Genomic DNA, 16593 nt, shown 5'->3' with positions numbered 1-16593 from the left:
CAACCATTACTGTCATTACCATTTCTGTATAGATTAATTAGTAAGGTGTTGAATTTGTTATGCGATAAGTGTTCTACTTTAGTTTTAATGTGTTTTAAGTCTTTTGTAAATGGTTCAGGATATAAAACAAGATTAGAATAGCCATACGGTTGTTTTGTTTCGCCAAACAATGCTGTTAATCTCGGTTCTTTATAGGTTTTACCGAAAACAGTAATATCATTATGTTGCCAATTGGTATTTTCCTTTATAGTACTAAAATAATTATCGGATTCTGTTTTACTAAAAACCTGGGGAATATAGATTAATTCCGCATTTGGAAGATTAAAATGTTGTTTCTCTTGCGAAAACAGATTCATAGCATAAATTTTCTCTAAATTAGTACATCGGTATGAATTATAAAACACTTATATATTTTCTTTCACTCATGCTCGTAACTTTAAGTTTTAAACAAAAACAAGAGTTACCAGATGGTTTTGTGTATGCAAAATCCGTAATACCAGATTTAGATGTTGACCTACATTATTATAGCGTTAACAATTTTGTTGGTGATACTATAGACGGCTATCAAGCTAATCGATTGATCTTAACTAAAGCAGCAGCAGAAAAATTAAAGTTAGTACAAGACGAACTACAGCAACAAAATTTGTGCTTAAAAGTCTATGATGGTTACAGGCCACAACGCGCTGTTAATCATTTTGTACGTTGGGCAAGAGTACTAAATGATACTGTAAATAAAAGTATTTTCTATCCTGAAGTAAAAAAAAGAAACCTATTTAAATTGGGTTATATTGCGTCTAAATCCGGGCACAGTAGAGGTAGTACATTAGATTTAGCTATTATTGATGGTAATACTGGTGAGCCATTAGATATGGGAAGCCCATTTGATTTTTTTGGCGAGCAGTCTTGGGTAGCCTACAAAGGTATTACCGAAAGGCAAAAACAAAACCGACAGCTTCTTAAGTCCGTAATGCTTAAGCACAATTTTAGAAATTACCCAAAAGAATGGTGGCACTTTACGCTTCGTTGGGAACCATTTCCTAAGACGTATTTTGATTTTGAGATAAAATAATATACTGGCGCTGTCATTCTGAACAAGGAACGCTGTGAAGGATCTATAACGTCTTTATTAATGTAGAAATTCTCCGGCTCTACCTCTGAATGACATAGAATTATTTTGAAGCGCTATCTACAAATAATACCAAGCCCAATACATTAACCCAAACTGTAGAGGAATTCTCAAAATTAATATCCATTTTGGAATCCCTCCGGACGCTTTCTTGCTCGATAGCATGTAAAGGTGAATAGTGATTAGAAATATAACTAACATTGCAATAATAAAATAAATAGATATCGCCTTAAGTATTGGTATGCAAAGACCAATGCCAAGAAGTATCTCAGCAATACCACTACTATAATTTAAAAACTTAGGATTGGGCAAATACGAAGGCATAACGCGCAGATACACTTTTGGAATTATAAAATGCATTAGACCAGCCAAAATATACATCGCTGCCATAATGTAGAGGCTAATGGGCTCAGTCATCTTTAAAAGTTTTGTAAGTTAGACCAATGCCATAATTATAAAGTCCCTTATCTAACAAGCTAGATTTAAACGTATTGCCTTTATCAAATTTCACCCAATTGTTACCATTGATAAACACACGTTTAACATAAGTGTTTTTAGTTTCAATTTTATTTGTAAACGGCAGTAGTGGTCTAAAATTTGTAGGTATCTTAACGACACCATTTTTAGATTTAATCTCTTTATACTTTTTATTGGGCAATAATTTACCGTTTTTATCTGTGTAACCCATAACCTGTATGGATACAAAAAAACCAGCCTTTGGTATGTTTAAATCAAATTCTTCTACATTGAGTTTGTGGAAATCACCATCCGTTTCAGTTGCTCTAAAAACGATGGTTTCATAAGTTAAGGGATTTCCGGGTATACCGTTATTATTAGCATAAAAATTAACCTTAAATAAGGTTGAGAATTTCTTTTTATCACTATTGGAGCGCTTGCGTTTTTTCCAGTCTTTAGACTCTAAGGCTATAGGAAACATTACAGATGTTAATATCTGGTCTTTATTAGATGTTTTTTGAAAATACACTGCAATTTCTGACGCAATGGTTGGTAGCCAACAATTGTAATAATCGTCGTCTAAATAGGGTTTTAGTTTTTCAACTTTAAATTTTCTGTTAGGTTTAATATCTATTACAACTTCATCAAGTTCGTCAACTTGAGGTTGCATTAGTAATTGATTAGAAAGATTTTTAGTAGAGACTTTAAGGTTTTTAAATCCTAATGCAGAAATGAAAAGCGAGTCAACATCTGGGTATAATGTTTTAGTAAAGTAGAATTGTCCCTCATCGTCTGCAAAAAGGCCTTGTCCATTACCAAATGAGATGGTCGCATAGCTTACAGGGTATTTTGTGATGCTGTCTAAAACGGTGACTTGAGCATTTACAAATGGACAAAATAATAATAGCAGTAGGTATTTGTAAAAGTTCATGTAAATTCAGAGATAATATTAATTATTGGCACTCTGAACTTGTTTCAGAGTCTGAAAACTGTTTATGTTAAAGATGCTGAAATAAATTTAGTGATAATCAATTAATTTCAACTTTTTTATTAAAAAGTTGAAACCCTTTTATTTTTCTTTCGTTTTTACAATATAAAGACGCCAGCTATTTTAATGCACAACCCAATAGATAAATTATTAAGAGCCTGTAAAAAAGGAAACCAAGTGGCGCAGATGCAAGTTTATAACAACTATGCTCAGGCCATGTTCACTATTGCATGTCGTTATTTAGATAATGAAGAGGAAGCCAAGGACGCTATGCAAGACGGGTTTTTAAAAGCGTTTGTAAATTTAGACAGTTATCAACCAAATGCTACGTTTGGCGCATGGTTAAAGCGCATCATCATTAATCAGTGTTTGGATACTTTAAAGAAGCGTAAACTAAAGTTTAGCGACCATGAGATTGAGACCATACAAATTATAGAAGATGATGATTGGGACTTTGACGCATCTATTACTAAAACAGTGATACTAGATGCCATTGACCAACTCAAAGAAAAACATAAAATTGTAGTTAAACTTTACTTGATAGAAGGTTACGACCATCAAGAAATTTCAGAAATATTAGAGATACCGATTAAAACCTCTAGAACCCACCTTAGTAGAGGTAAAGCAAGATTAAGGGAACTATTAAAACCAAAGTATAATGAAGCGAGATATTAGAGACTTATTTAAGGCGGAAGAGGATTTAAAACCACTTCCAGAGAATCACAGTGTAGAGTTTTTAGAAAAACTTAAAAAGCAAACAAAACGAAAACCAAAAACGATCTATTGGTTAAGTGTTGCGGTAGTGGCTATCATAGCTTTAACCATTGGGTTCAGCATGTTTTATAACAAACCAAGCGAAGAAATTTCGCCAATGCTGGCACAAATAGAAGCCGTAGAAGCTGAGTATTTAAAGGATATAGAAAACGAATGGCAAAACTTTATAGCCATTGCAGAGGATGAGGTTTTGGTAGCGCGATTCAAAAAGAAACTTAATGAATTAGATAAAGATTATCAAGAGGTCTCTAAGCAATTTAAGAACGACGCTAATAATATATTAGTGATTGAAGCTTTGGTAGATAATCTGCAAACACGCCTACAGATACTAAAAGATATACAAAAACACATCAAAATTTTAAATCAAAACAACGAACAGAATGAAATCAAGATTTAAACTTCCGATACTACTATTATTAATAACATCCTTGGTTGCAAGTGCGCAACAAATCGAAATTTATAAAAATTCGTTTGATGCGACCAACCTAAGCACTTTGGAGCTAGACTTAAATAGTACTTCCATTAATGTGCAGAAGTCTGAAGATGATAAAGTGCATTTTAATTATAGTATAAATTTTAATAATTATTCGAAGAAGGAAACTCAAGAGATAATAAATAAAATAGAAGTATCTGCTGAGATTGAAAAAGGAAAACTGGTTCTAAAATCGGATAGTCAAAGTACAAGAGGTGATGTAGTGTATAGTGTAGAAACTCTTTTCGGAATTACGTTTGAAGGTAATAACGTAACCTTTAAAGAACCTTCTACTAGAAAGTTTAGAAAAGGTAGACAATATTTTATGTCTATAAATGATGGCTCCAGAATAAAAAGTATTAAAGAATATATAAAGAATATCAAAGCTTTTGACAGCAAGAAAAAGAAGAAAAAAATAAAAATGAAAAATATAAAAAGCTATAGAACAAATTTTATAATTAAAATACCGAAGAATCTCAATTTAAGAGCAACGGTAATCAACTCTAATATGACATTTAATATGGATATAGCTAGTCAAATGATATTAAACGCGAGAAATTCGAAATTACAGTTTCAAAGCATGAGCAATAATTTAAATAATTTTGATGTTGTAAATGGTGAATTTAGAGCAAGCATTTTACAGGGTGGCACATATAAGTTTAATCATGTCAGTAAAGTATTGTTGGCTAAAATTAATAATGTAAATATGGATAGTGAGTTTGCTGACTTTAGGATTGGTGAAATCGGCAAAAATGTAAAGATTTTTGATTTTAATAGTATATTTTGGTTACACAATTTTGCTGTTGATTTTGATGAATTTACTATGAATACAGAATACTCAGAAATCAATCTGTTTTTACCAGAAAAAATAGAGTATAATATTCAAACCTTTGGGCATAACACCGTTCATTATTGGGATAATATTATAACTGAAATTCAACCAAGTCGTAAAAATAAATCCTCAAAAATGATGGTAATTGGTGAAGAAACGGCACCGAATAAAATCAAAATTAATTCAGTACATGGTATTGTTAGATTTGGTAAAGATTTTATTGACTTTGGTGAGTGAAGATTTAAAGATTGAATTGTGTAATTTATAAAAACACCCCTAAAGTCCCCTCAAGGGGACAATAGTTACCAATAAACTTAGGGAAATTGTTCCCTTGAGGGGACTTTAGGGATGTAAAAGATATTAGCCATTAGCTTTTTTATCTAATTGGTCTAACAATCTAAATCAATACCATCGCTTTTTCTTCTTTTTCGAACCTTCACCTTTACGCCCTTTTTTATACTTACTGCCTTTCTTTTTATGGACTATAGGTTTTGCCTTTGGGTCTAGAGGATAAGGATGCTCTGTTTCAACAGGGATTTGAACATTGATATACTGCTCAATCGTTTTTACATAGCTTTTTTCATCAGCCGAGCACATAGAATGGGCTTTTCCTATATTTCCAGCCCTTCCTGTTCTGCCTATTCGGTGCACATAGGTTTCTGCTTGGTTTGGTATGTCAAAATTAAAGACATTATCTAATTGGTCTATATCAATACCACGCGCAGCAACATCTGTAGCAATTAAAATTTTAGCGTAGCCGTTTTTAAACTTGTTTAAAGCAGTTTGTCTGTCGCTTTGATTTTTATCGCCATGGATGCTATCTGCCTTGTAACCATTTTTTAGTAATGATTGCTCTAATTTATTAACACCAAACTTGGTGCGTCTAAAGATGAGCACATTGCCTTTAATCTCATTGCGCAGTAAGTGTAAGCATAGCTCGATTTTTCGTCGTTTAGGGACGTAGTATAATACTTGGCTAATGTCTTTAGCAACCGAATGTGTTGGTGTTACATCAATACGTTCAGGATTTTTTAAAATAGAACTTGCTAATAATTCAATTTTATATGGAATTGTTGCAGAAAATAAAAGGGTTTGTTTCTGCTCTGGGCATAGGCGCTCAATCTTTTTTACATCATCTATAAAACCCATGGCTAACATTAAATCTGCTTCATCTAAAACAAAAGTTTCTATATGGTCTAGGTTAATATAATCTTGTTTGTGTAAATCTAAAAGTCGACCAGGTGTGGCTACCAAAATATCGATACCTTTTTTTAGAACATCAACTTGAGGCTCTATGGATGTACCTCCAAAAATGGCAAAGGATCTTAAATTAGAAAACTGTGCGTAGGTCTTAAAATTATGTTGAATCTGCGATGCTAACTCTCGTGTTGGACTTATAATTAAAGCCTTAATTTTTTTACCACGTTTGGGCGCATCTTGCTTATCGAACAAATGCTGCAAAATAGGTAGCGCAAAAGCAGCGGTTTTACCAGTCCCTGTTTGTGCAGAGACAATAACATCTTTTTGCTCTAGTATTGGTGGAATAGCTTTTTGCTGAACCAAAGTAGGTTCAGTATATCCTGAAGCATCAATGGCCCTAAGCAGTGGTTTTATTAACTTTAAGTCTTTAAATGACATTTTTTTAATTTATATTCAAAATAATTCTGTCATTCCGCACTTAATGCGGAATCCACGTTTTAGTTAGTGGACTGCTGCCTTAGCAAAAAGGATAAAAACGAAGCAAAGGTAGAATAATATTACCAACGGTGTTTAATCCAATCCATTTGTTCTGTCTCCGATAAAAAGGTCCAAGCGATAAAGCGACTTACTTTTTGGCCTTGTCCCATGGCAATGGTTTTAATACTCTTGGCTTTGACTTTTTGTAAAATCTTATATGTTGGTTTTAAAGTAGTTTCTTTAGAGACTAAACTTGTAAACCATAGACACTGTTTTGCAAAATGACGACTTTCGTAAATCATGTCTTTAATAAAACGCGCTTCTCCACCTTTGGTCCAAAGTTCGTTGTGTTGACCTCCAAAGTTTAGTGTTGGCTTGGGTTTGACTTTTCCTTTTAGATTTTTTAGTTTTCTAAGGCTCGCTTTTTGAGCAGCTTCTAACGATGCATGAAATGGTGGGTTGCATATAGTGAAATCTACTTTTTCATTAGTATTTAAAACTCCTTTAAAAAAGTGATTAGTTTGTTTTTGATGCCTAATGTCTATAGTAGATTTTAAGCTATAGTTATTAGTAATAATATTAGTTGCTGATGTAACAGATGTTTCGTCGGTCTCACTTCCTATAAAGAACCATCCATACTCGTGGTTACCAATAATAGGGTAGATACAATTGGCACCAACACCAATATCTAAACCTTTAATATGCTTACCCTTTGGAATGTTATCACTATCTCCTTTAAGTAAATCGGCAATATTATGAATGTAATCTGCTCTACCAGGAATCGGTGGGCAGAGATAATGCTTAGGTATTTCCCAAAAACTGAGGCCGTAATGATGAATTAGTAATGCTCTGTTTAAAGCTAAAACAGCATCTGGATTAAAGAAGTTTACGGAATCATCACCAAACGTATTGGGTGCTACAAATTGGCCTAATTCTGGTGAAGTTTTAATAAGTTCTTCAAAGTTGTATCGTGCGTTATGTTTATTTCTCGGATGAAGCCGAGATTTTACTTTGGGATGCTCTTTTTTGTTTTGCACGTTATAGTGATTTCTTAAAACAAAGGTAATCTAATCCAAAAGGATAGCACAACCTATTATTGAAGAAAGAAGTTTAGTCTCTTCTTTAGGCGCTGAGGTATGCTATCATTATCAAGTAAAAGTTTTAAATGCGATTGGTCTTTATCATCTGCAAATAGCAATTTAAAAAATTGAAAAATAGAAATACTATTTTTTGCACGTTTAAGGCGTAGAAAAATATCTCCAGTTTTTACCTCTCCATTTTGTAAGATTCTAACATAAGAACCAGAATAGCCATGGTCTATAAATTTCTGTAAAATAGTATGGTCTCCAAATTTATGAGCAAACTTAAAACAAGGTTCTCTTGGTATGGTAATCTGCACTATGGCTTTACCTAATTTGTAGATATCTCCAACAAATAGTTGTTTTTCGTCTAAATCTTCAACGGTTAAGTTTTCTCCGAGCATACCATGCGTCCAATTAAGATTAGGATATAACTTCTGCCAAAAAGGGTAATGATTGGCAGAAAACAAGTAACATGCTTTAAACTCACCACCATGTACGCACCTGTCAGACACCTCGTCTCCTCTTACATTTTCTTTTTCCAGATAAATCGATACTTCAGTAGGTTTTTTGTAAATGCCAGTTGTCACAGTTTCACCTTGCCATGTAAAGGTGGTTGGTTGTGCTATGTTGGTAGAGATAACTTTCATAGGCTCAAAGATATTAAACATTTATGCAAAATGATGAGGTGTTAAAGAATGTTAAAACACACGTTTTTAAAACCTCCACGTTAATTTCTACGTAGATATATCGTTTTACCCCCTTAAGGAACAACTATTTTATAAATCTAAAATTCTTCTAAATGAAACACAGAGTTACTCTAATTGCTGTTATTACAGCAATTTTTCATTCAACATTTTCATTTGCCCAACTGGTAACCAGTGGTGCAGATGATGGAACAGACGGAACACTGCGAAATGAAATTGCAGATACACCACCTGGTGGTACAATTACTTTTGCACCAGCAGTATTAACGGTAACTTTAAATAGTGAATTAGTGCTAGATAAAGATTTAATTATTAATGGAACAGTCGGAACAACAGTTATAATCGATGCCAACAATAATGGCAGGGTATTTAATGTTACATCAGGTGATGTAACATTAAATGATCTTACCATTACCAATGGATTAGCTTTTGATGGTGGTGGTATTTACATGACCAACGCAATGGTAACTATTAATAACTCTATTATCACTGGCAATACTGCTAATGGTATTGGTTCTCCATCAGGTTCTGGTGGTGGGATCTATAATGATGTTGGTGGAGTGCTTGTGGTTAATAATTCAGAAATCTCAAATAATACAGCGAATAGAGCCGGTGGTGGTGTTGAAGACAAAACAGCTGGCGGAGCAACAATTACTACAACGCTAAATAATGTAAACCTTATAAATAATAATGCTGGAATTTCGCCTGCAACGGCTGCACCAGGAAATGGAGGAGGAATACATGTGTCTAGTAATGGATCGGTTAATATCATTGGTGGTTCAGCAACAGGCAACATCGCAGCACTAGAAGGTGGCGCATTATGGAATGGTTTTGGAACAATGACGGTTGACGGAGTTACGATAAATGGTAATACAGCCTCAGGAGATGCAGCCGATGATGGAGGTGGAGGTATCTTCAATAACGGAGGTACGCTAATAGTGCAGAATGGGACGACCATTACAAATAACATTGCAGATGGTACGGCAGGTTCTGGTGGAGGTATCCAAAACGTAGATGGCGGTTCGGTATCGGTATCGGATTCTACAATAACAGGCAATACATCCAATAGAGCAGGTGGAGGTATCGAGGACAACTCAACCAATGGTGTTGGTACGGTGACTTTAATGAATGTTACTTTAGATAACAATACCACAGGGTCAGCACCAGGCAATGGTGGTGGATTTCACATCACAGGCCCAGGTAATGCTACTGTTATAGGTGGCACGATTAATGGTAATATTGCAGCACTAGAAGGTGGTGGTCTATGGAACGGCTCGGGAACAATGACCGTTGACGGAGTTACGATAAATGGTAATACAGCCTCAGGAGATGCAGCCGATGATGGAGGTGGAGGTATCTTCAATAACGGAGGTACGCTAATAGTACAGAATGGTACGACCATTACAAATAACATTGCAGATGGTACGGCAGGTTCTGGTGGTGGTTTACTGAGTATAGATGGTGATGTTACAGTAACAAACTCGTCATTAGAAAGTAATTCTGCTAATAGAGCAGGTGGCGCTATTGAGTTGATTGACGGAAACTTAATCTTTACCAACTCTAGCATGATTAATAATGATGTTGATGGGATTGCAGGGACCGCTGCGCCAGGAAATGGAGGTGGATTTCATGTTACAGGAACATCAGGTTTAATTACAATTTCATCAAGCACAATATCAGGTAATGCTGCTGCTAACGAAGGAGGTGGACTTTGGAACCAAAATGGAACAACCATGAATGTTTCTATGTCAATTATAGATAATAATACCGCTGCATTTGGTGGTGGAATCTACAATAATGGTGGTTCAATTACTAATGTAATAACAAGTACTATTTCTAGTAACTCAGCCTCAGTTTCTGGTGGTGGTGCTACTAATAATGGAGCTAGTTTAGATTTTAATGCTGTAACCGTAGCAATGAATTCATCTGCCGGTAATGGTGGAGGTATTGATGCAGTAAATAGTGTTAGCTTAAAGAACACGATTGTGGCGTTAAATACTGCGTCATCAGGTATAGATGTATCAGGTACATTAACCTCTAATGATTATAATTTGATTGGTATGGATGATTTAGGAATTTTTACAAGTCAAGCTAATGATATTGAAGGTATTGATCCACTTTTAGGCCCTTTACAGAATAATGGTGGTACTACGTTGACGCATCAATTATTAGATACGTCTCCTGCTTATAATGCTGGTGATCCTGCAGATACTTTTGTAGATCAGATTGGGCAACCTGTTTTTGGATTGTCTAGAGATATTGGTGCCTACGAATCTCAAGTGGCTTTATCCATTGAGGATTTTAATGAGGTTTCTGTCCTAAATATTTATCCTAACCCAACAAAAGGGCAATTCAATATTGTTATTGATGATGCTGTTAGTGGTGAGGTCAATGTGCAGATTGTATCTGTTACAGGTAATATAGTTAAACAATTTACAATCGGAAACGGTACAAACCAAATGGATATAAGCGCAATGGCTTCAGGTATTTATATTGTGAATATTAATACCGAACGTGGAACTTCTACACATAAATTGATTTTAGATTAATAGCATAATAAAAAACCGTTTACTATAATTAAAAAGACCATCTTTAGATGGTCTTTTTTAATACATAAAAAAAGCGCAAGTCGCATAACTTACGCTATTTTAGCTATTAATCTTAAGGGATTTTAATCTGTCTTAGGTGTTACAAATTTAGAGTTAAGATTATAAAAAAAAATTGATATATATCAAAAAATTAATTAGTTAACATTTCCTTACGAATTCTGCTCAAACTTTCTGTGGTAATACCTAAATAGGATGCAATATGATAGTTTTTTACTCTTTTTGATATTTCTGGATAGGTTGTTATAAAACTTTTATAACGTTCTTTAGCGGGTTGGGATAAATCTGCTAAAATGCGTTTTTGGAAAGCTGCAAAGGCACGTTCTAATTTTATTCTAAAAAATCGATCTATTTTTGGTATTTGACGGTATAACAATTCTTTGTCTTTTCTTTTAATTCTGTAAAGAACAGAATCCTCTAAGGCTTCTACAGTCATGGTAGCTTTTTCACCTGTGAAAAATGCGATATAATCACTAATCCACCAATCTTTTATGCCAAATTGAACGGTATATTCTTTTCCCTGCAGATTTAAATGAAACGCTCTTAAGCAGCCTTTTAAAATATAAAATTGAGAGTCCACATTATCATTAGGACGAATTAGAATGTCTCCTTTAGATAGTGTAAGTTTTTGAAATAATTTATCAATAAGTTTTACTTCAACTTCTGAAAAAACTACAGTTTTAAATATGTCTTTAATTTTTGAATTATCCGATGGCACCCTTTATAAAATTAAAAGTCTTATGTAATTTACGTAAAACATTTTAAATGAGTTGTTTATGTTTGTTAAATTAACAAAATACAGTATGATTTTTAGTTGAGTGAGGCCTTATTTCTAAGATAAATAAAATAAAAAATCACCCAATAATTTAGGCGGTTTATTGAGCAAAGCTTATACCCAAGTTTGTTAATTACAACTTGTGTTATATGACGCACTATCATCTTTATCCCAACCACTAGGGATGTTAGCTAACTGATCGTTATTAACTTTAATACAAGAGATATTAGTATTGCGTGTGTCTAAAACATTGAGGTTTGTATTGGTTGAAACATTGATTTGAGAGATGCTATTACCATCAACCATAAGCTGTTGTAAAGTAACAATGTTATCTACATTAAGTACGCTAATCATATTATTACTTAGACTCAATTTTTCTAATTCTGGGAGATTTTGAACATTGATTGCATCAAGGCTATTATCATCTAAAAAAATGAATTTTAATTGAGTGTTTGAAGAAACATTTACGCTAGATAAATTATTTCCGTTAGCTGATAGATTGTATAAGTTTATGAAATCTTGAAGCCCACTTAAGTCAGAAATATTTTTATCATCAATTATTAATTCATCGACCACTTCAGCGCTAGAGGTTAAAATACTTCCGTCTAATTCATTATCAAAGCCTAAGTCTATTAGGGCTTGTTCAAAATTAGAATCTGATATTTGTGTTGTAGCAGGCGGTGGTGTAGTAGGCTCAATGTTATTTTCATCAGAGGAACATCCCAAAAGCATTATAGCAAAGGTTGCATAAAGAAAGGTTTTCATAGATTTATTTTTTAACGAAGTTATTAAAATAATTAAAACCAAAAAAAACCACTTAGAGTTTACTAAGTGGTTTTTGTATTGATTATGAGATGCTGAAACGAGTTCAGCATGACAAAGTCTACTTTATCATGTCATAACTTCTCTTAATAAAGTTCGTTAACTCTTCGCCTTTTAAAAGGCCCTGAGACAAACGTGCTAAGTCTAAACTTTGATTAATTAAGCGCTCTTGTTTTTTACTCGTTTTGGTATTTAATATGTCGTTTATCAAATCATGATTGGTGTTTACCACCAAGTTGTACATTTCTGGCATATTCCCCATACCAAACATACCGCCTCCGCCAGTTTGCTGCATCTCTTTCATACGACGCATAAATTCTGGTTGTGTAATCATAAAAGGGGATGCGTTACTATCCATGGCTTCTAACTGTACCATAAACTTATCTGACGGTACAACCGCTTTAAGTAATTCGTCTAATTTGGTTTTTTCTTCATCCGATAATTTAGAAATTGCCGTTTCGTCTTTTTTGATAAGGTTGTCAATATGGTCTGCATCTACACGAGCAAAAGATATATTTTCTTTTGTGGTCTCTAATTTTTGCATTAAGTGACTTACTATTGGTGAGTCTAATAATAATACTTCGTAACCCTTAGCTTTAGCAGCTTCAATATAACTGTGCTGTTCGTCTTTGTTAGAAGCATATAGAATCACCATTTTATCATCCTTATCCGTTTGTTTTGCTTTTATAGCGTTGGTTAATTCTTCAAACGTGAAGTGTTTGCCGTCTACTGTTGGGTATAGGGCAAATGCATCTGCTTTCTCAAAGAATTTCTCTTCGGATAGCATACCGTATTCTATAACGATTTTTATATCATTCCATTTCTTTTCAAAATCTTCACGATTAGAGTTGAAAAGCGATTTTAATTTATCTGCAACTTTGCGTGTAATGTAAGATTAAATCTTTTTTACATTACCGTCGGCCTGCAGATAAGAACGCGATACATTTAGTGGAATATCTGGCGAATCAATAACCCCTCTTAACATGGTTAAGAACTCGGGTACAATACCTTCTACATTATCCGTTACAAAGACTTGGTTTTGGTAAAGTTGAATTTTGTCTTTCTGTATGTTAAGATCGTTTGTCATTTTTGGGAAATAAAGAATCCCAGTTAAATTAAACGGATAATCTACATTAAGGTGTATGTTAAAAAGAGGCTCTTCAAACTGCATAGGATAGAGCTCTCTGTAAAATGACTTATAATCTCCATCTTCTAAGTCTGCCGGTTGTTTTGTCCAAGCAGGATTTGGATTGTTAATTATATCATCTACAGTAATCTGTCTGTGAGGTTCGGTAGTTTCCTTGCCATCCTTGTCCGTTGTGGTTTTAGGCTCGTGCTCAGGGTCGTTAATTTCCTTTGTTCCGAATTTAATCGGAATAGGCATAAACTTGTTATACTTGGTTAACAACTCTCGGATTTTAGGCTCCTCTAAAAACTCTACTTCATCTTCAGAAATATGTAATATGATTTCTGTTCCTCTCTCGGTTTTGTCAGCTTCTTCTAGCGTAAACTCAGGAGAGCCATCACAAGTCCAGTGCGCTGCAGGTGCGTCTGTATGCGATTTGGTGATAATCTCTACCTTATCGGCAACCATAAATGCAGAGTAAAAACCAAGACCGAAATGACCTATAATACCAGCATCTTTGGCAGAATCTTCATATTTGTTTAAAAATTCTTCTGCACCAGAAAATGCCACTTGGTTAATGTATTTTTCCACCTCTTCTGCCGACATACCTAAACCTTGATCGATAATATGAAGTTTCTTGCCTTCTTTATCTATTTTAATTTCAATCTTAGGCTCGCCATAGTCTGCTTTAGACTCTCCAATGCTTGTTAAGTGTTTTAATTTTAAAGTTGCGTCTGTTGCATTACTGATAAGTTCACGTAAAAATATTTCGTGATCAGAGTATAAGAACTTTTTAATTAACGGAAAGATGTTTTCTACCGATACATTAATACTTCCTTTTGCCATTTTATGTCGTTTTTGTTAGTTCTGCATGCATTTTCATTAGCTGTGCTATCTTCTTTTTAAGAAAATTTATTTTCTTTTCAACCAATGCTAAATGTGACAGCAGAAATTTGTTAATTATAATTTATATCTGAAACAAGGCTATTCAAATAAAATACCAAGACTAAATTTATGACAAGATGGCATAAGATGATGTCAATTAAACCTAGGTTGAAGTTCTGAATTTTTATGAGAAAACCATGCCTTTATATTTTTATTTAGAAGCTGATATTTTGTAATTTGCTTCTTCTAAAATTTTAATTGAGAACCTATGTTTAACTCAAGAATAACAGGTTTAGGTAAGTATGTGCCAGAGAATGTGGTCACTAATAATGATCTTAAACAATGGATGGATACAAGCGATGAGTGGATACAAGAACGCACTGGTATAAAAGAGCGTCGTTGGATTGATCCTAAAACCAGTGATGATACCACATCTATAATGGGAGCTAAGGCTGCTAAAATAGCCATTGAACGTGCTGGGTTAACAAAGGATGATATTGATTTTATTGTGTTTGCAACGCTTAGTCCAGACATGTATTTTCCTGGCGGTGGTGTGCGCGTGCAAGAGCTTTTGGATATGGATACCATAGGAGCTATTGATATCCGAAATCAATGTTCGGGTTTTATTTATGGATTATCTGTTGCCGATCAGTTTATAAAAACTGGCATGTATAAACATGTTTTAGTCATAGGTAGTGAAAATCATTCTGGTGGTTTAGAGCGCTCAACACGCGGACGCCATGTCACCGTTATTTTTGGAGATGGTGCAGGTGCAGCAGTATTGAGTAGAGAAGAGGACCATACCAAGGGTATTTTGTCTACCCATTTACATTCTGAAGGCAAACATGCTAAAGAATTGGCTTTAGAAGGGCCAAGCACAGGGCGTTGGGTAGATACTATTATGAATGAAAACAATCCTGACGACACATCGTATTATCCATACATGAATGGTCAGTTTGTGTTTAAACATGCTGTGGTGCGTTTTAGTGAAGCTATTGTAGAGGGTTTAGCAGCAAATGAGCTTCAAAAAGAAGATATAGATATGCTAATTCCGCATCAAGCTAATCTTAGGATAGCTCAATTTATACAGAAAAAATTTAGATTACCAGATGCTAATGTGTACAATAATATTATGCGTTATGGTAATACAACCGCTGCATCTATTCCAATAGCTTTAACTGAAGCTTGGGAAGAAGGTAAAATTAAAGAAGGAGATACTGTTGTCTTAGCAGCCTTTGGGAGTGGTTTTACTTGGGGAAGTGCTATAATTAAGTGGTAAATATGTGCCTTGATGCCAAGTATAACAAGAAAATTTTAAACAATTAATCAATCAATAACTTTTTAACCAAACCAATGAAAATAACAAAAATTATCCTACTAATTGCTGTAGCTCTAACGTTAACAAATTGTGCTTCAAGATATAGAATGATAGCACCTCAAAACATTAATTATATATCTACAAATGAAAATAGTGGAGTTAAACTTGTATATAAATACGACTTATTAGAAAAAAAATACAAAAAAAAGGAATTAAAAAAGGGTGTAAAATTAGTTGCAGTCAGATTAACTAATAATTCAGGCAAAGACGTAATGTTTGGCAGAGACGCAAAATTGGTTTACGAAAATGCCTCTGAAGTTTATGTAATGGAAAATGAGAAAGCCTTTAAAACTCTAAAGCAAAGTCCGGCATCTTATTTATGGTATTTACTATTAACACCTCTAAATTTTTATACCACAGAAACCAACTCCAACGGATTTCAACAAGAAACAAGCTCAACACCAATAGGTTTAGTTTTAGGCCCAGGATTAGCTGGTGGTAATATGATTGCAGCTGGGTCAGCAAATAAAAAATTTAAGGAAGAAATGATACGGTATAAGCTCTACGGAACAATTATTAAAAATGGGTAAACTAAACATGGTTTAGTAGCTATAAAAGCATACACTTTTGATGCTTTAAAATTATTAGTAGAATATACCTTACAGTATTAACGAGCCCATGTTTTTATTAATACAACCAAAGATATCTCAAAGCATTTAGAGCCTTTTATTTTAAAAGATTAAATCGTAAAACAAAAAAATACTAGAAATTAAATATCTTTAATTAAGACTATGTAAAACTAACATACAATTTATTATCTTTGAAGTTTAGTAATCCTAGTATTACATGCTTGCTTTTTAACTTTAAGGAAGACTATTGGAAAAGTAAGTGCAATTTCTACGGAAAACCTCCGTATACCTTAAATCAATATGCATTGATTTGGTATATGG

Annotated in this window: 15 protein-coding genes and 1 pseudogene; 7 read left to right on the top strand and 9 right to left on the bottom strand. The window is 33.9% G+C overall.

Annotated elements, in window-relative coordinates; genetic code table 11:
- A partial coding sequence (locus Q0800_RS12945; protein ID WP_366518847.1) for an alpha-ketoglutarate-dependent dioxygenase AlkB occupies positions 1–356 on the bottom strand: 356 nt, incomplete at its 3' end.
- A gap of 32 nt (positions 357–388) precedes the next feature.
- Here Q0800_RS12945 and Q0800_RS12940 point away from each other — a divergent pair.
- Positions 389–1069: a M15 family metallopeptidase gene (locus tag Q0800_RS12940; protein ID WP_299130502.1), complete on the top strand. Its 681-nt coding sequence runs from the start codon at positions 389–391 to the stop codon at positions 1067–1069.
- 117 nt (positions 1070–1186) lie between these two features.
- Here Q0800_RS12940 and Q0800_RS12935 read toward each other — a convergent pair whose 3' ends face one another.
- Positions 1187–1543: a hypothetical protein gene (locus Q0800_RS12935; protein ID WP_299130500.1), complete on the bottom strand. Its 357-nt coding sequence runs from the start codon at positions 1541–1543 to the stop codon at positions 1187–1189.
- Positions 1536–2513 carry a hypothetical protein gene (locus Q0800_RS12930; protein ID WP_299130498.1) on the bottom strand — a complete coding sequence of 326 codons (978 nt, stop codon included), beginning with the start codon at positions 2511–2513 and terminating at the stop codon, positions 1536–1538. The genes Q0800_RS12935 and Q0800_RS12930 overlap by 8 nt, the downstream gene beginning before the upstream one ends.
- A 183-nt stretch (positions 2514–2696) precedes the next feature.
- On the opposite strand from Q0800_RS12930, the gene Q0800_RS12925 reads away from it, so the two are divergent.
- The 3 genes from Q0800_RS12925 to Q0800_RS12915 are packed head-to-tail and all read left to right on the top strand — an operon-like array spanning position 2697 to position 4885.
- Positions 2697–3245: an RNA polymerase sigma factor gene (locus Q0800_RS12925; RefSeq protein ID WP_299130496.1), complete on the top strand. Its 549-nt coding sequence runs from the start codon at positions 2697–2699 to the stop codon at positions 3243–3245.
- Positions 3229–3741: a hypothetical protein gene (locus Q0800_RS12920; protein WP_299130494.1), complete on the top strand. Its 513-nt coding sequence runs from the start codon at positions 3229–3231 to the stop codon at positions 3739–3741. The genes Q0800_RS12925 and Q0800_RS12920 overlap by 17 nt, the downstream gene beginning before the upstream one ends.
- Positions 3725–4885, top strand: coding sequence for a hypothetical protein (locus tag Q0800_RS12915; RefSeq protein ID WP_299130492.1), 1161 nt, complete (start codon positions 3725–3727; stop codon positions 4883–4885). The genes Q0800_RS12920 and Q0800_RS12915 overlap by 17 nt, the downstream gene beginning before the upstream one ends.
- A 165-nt stretch (positions 4886–5050) precedes the next feature.
- On the opposite strand, the gene Q0800_RS12910 is transcribed toward Q0800_RS12915, so the two are convergent.
- From Q0800_RS12910 to Q0800_RS12900, 3 genes are all read right to left on the bottom strand, one after another.
- The gene (locus tag Q0800_RS12910; protein ID WP_299130490.1) at positions 5051–6286 is read right to left on the bottom strand and encodes a DEAD/DEAH box helicase; all 1236 of its coding nucleotides are present in this window, start codon (positions 6284–6286) and stop codon (positions 5051–5053) included.
- A gap of 119 nt (positions 6287–6405) precedes the next feature.
- Positions 6406–7362 (bottom strand): 23S rRNA (adenine(1618)-N(6))-methyltransferase RlmF, encoded by a 957-nt coding sequence (gene rlmF / locus Q0800_RS12905; protein WP_299130487.1) that lies wholly within the window; start codon positions 7360–7362, stop codon positions 6406–6408.
- 56 nt (positions 7363–7418) lie between these two features.
- Positions 7419–8054: an MOSC domain-containing protein gene (locus Q0800_RS12900; RefSeq protein ID WP_299130485.1), complete on the bottom strand. Its 636-nt coding sequence runs from the start codon at positions 8052–8054 to the stop codon at positions 7419–7421.
- Positions 8055–8206: 152 nt separating this feature from the next.
- On the opposite strand from Q0800_RS12900, the gene Q0800_RS12895 reads away from it, so the two are divergent.
- On the top strand, positions 8207–10660 hold the full coding sequence (locus Q0800_RS12895) for a T9SS type A sorting domain-containing protein (protein ID WP_299130483.1): 2454 nt from the start codon (positions 8207–8209) through the stop codon (positions 10658–10660).
- A 190-nt stretch (positions 10661–10850) separates the two neighbouring features.
- On the opposite strand, the gene Q0800_RS12890 is transcribed toward Q0800_RS12895, so the two are convergent.
- The 3 genes and pseudogenes from Q0800_RS12890 to htpG all read right to left on the bottom strand — a co-directional run bounded on the left by Q0800_RS12890 (position 10851) and on the right by htpG (position 14286).
- On the bottom strand, positions 10851–11435 hold the full coding sequence (locus Q0800_RS12890; RefSeq protein ID WP_299130481.1) for a Crp/Fnr family transcriptional regulator: 585 nt from the start codon (positions 11433–11435) through the stop codon (positions 10851–10853).
- A 186-nt stretch (positions 11436–11621) separates the two neighbouring features.
- Entirely contained in the window at positions 11622–12257 is a 636-nt protein-coding gene (locus tag Q0800_RS12885) for a hypothetical protein (protein WP_299130480.1), read from the bottom strand.
- A gap of 118 nt (positions 12258–12375) precedes the next feature.
- Positions 12376–14286 (bottom strand): annotated as a pseudogene (htpG, locus tag Q0800_RS12880) (molecular chaperone HtpG).
- 307 nt (positions 14287–14593) lie between these two features.
- Here htpG and Q0800_RS12875 point away from each other — a divergent pair.
- Both Q0800_RS12875 and Q0800_RS12870 read left to right on the top strand, forming a co-directional pair.
- Entirely contained in the window at positions 14594–15604 is a 1011-nt protein-coding gene (locus tag Q0800_RS12875; protein WP_299130479.1) for a beta-ketoacyl-ACP synthase III, read from the top strand.
- Positions 15605–15678: 74 nt separating this feature from the next.
- Entirely contained in the window at positions 15679–16233 is a 555-nt protein-coding gene (locus tag Q0800_RS12870) for a hypothetical protein (RefSeq protein ID WP_299130477.1), read from the top strand.
- Positions 16234–16593 lie beyond the last annotated feature (360 nt).

It is taken from the genome of uncultured Winogradskyella sp., assembly GCF_937958655.1.
GTDB lineage: Bacteria > Bacteroidota > Bacteroidia > Flavobacteriales > Flavobacteriaceae > Winogradskyella.
Note: the sequence above shows the minus strand (reverse complement) of the source record. Positions and strands in the feature narration are given on the sequence as shown.

Bases quoted from the DNA above. Each gene is read 5' to 3' on its own strand.
- Q0800_RS12940 (WP_299130502.1), top strand. From the start codon at position 389: ATGAATTATAAAACACTTATATATTTTCTTTCACTCATGCTCGTAACT.
- Q0800_RS12935 (WP_299130500.1), bottom strand. From the start codon at position 1,543: ATGACTGAGCCCATTAGCCTCTACATTATGGCAGCGATGTATATTTTG.
- Q0800_RS12930 (WP_299130498.1), bottom strand. From the start codon at position 2,513: ATGAACTTTTACAAATACCTACTGCTATTATTATTTTGTCCATTTGTA.
- Q0800_RS12925 (WP_299130496.1), top strand. From the start codon at position 2,697: ATGCACAACCCAATAGATAAATTATTAAGAGCCTGTAAAAAAGGAAAC.
- Q0800_RS12920 (WP_299130494.1), top strand. From the start codon at position 3,229: ATGAAGCGAGATATTAGAGACTTATTTAAGGCGGAAGAGGATTTAAAA.
- Q0800_RS12915 (WP_299130492.1), top strand. From the start codon at position 3,725: ATGAAATCAAGATTTAAACTTCCGATACTACTATTATTAATAACATCC.
- Q0800_RS12910 (WP_299130490.1), bottom strand. From the start codon at position 6,286: ATGTCATTTAAAGACTTAAAGTTAATAAAACCACTGCTTAGGGCCATT.
- Q0800_RS12900 (WP_299130485.1), bottom strand. From the start codon at position 8,054: ATGAAAGTTATCTCTACCAACATAGCACAACCAACCACCTTTACATGG.
- Q0800_RS12895 (WP_299130483.1), top strand. From the start codon at position 8,207: ATGAAACACAGAGTTACTCTAATTGCTGTTATTACAGCAATTTTTCAT.
- Q0800_RS12885 (WP_299130480.1), bottom strand. From the start codon at position 12,257: ATGAAAACCTTTCTTTATGCAACCTTTGCTATAATGCTTTTGGGATGT.
- Q0800_RS12875 (WP_299130479.1), top strand. From the start codon at position 14,594: ATGTTTAACTCAAGAATAACAGGTTTAGGTAAGTATGTGCCAGAGAAT.
- Q0800_RS12870 (WP_299130477.1), top strand. From the start codon at position 15,679: ATGAAAATAACAAAAATTATCCTACTAATTGCTGTAGCTCTAACGTTA.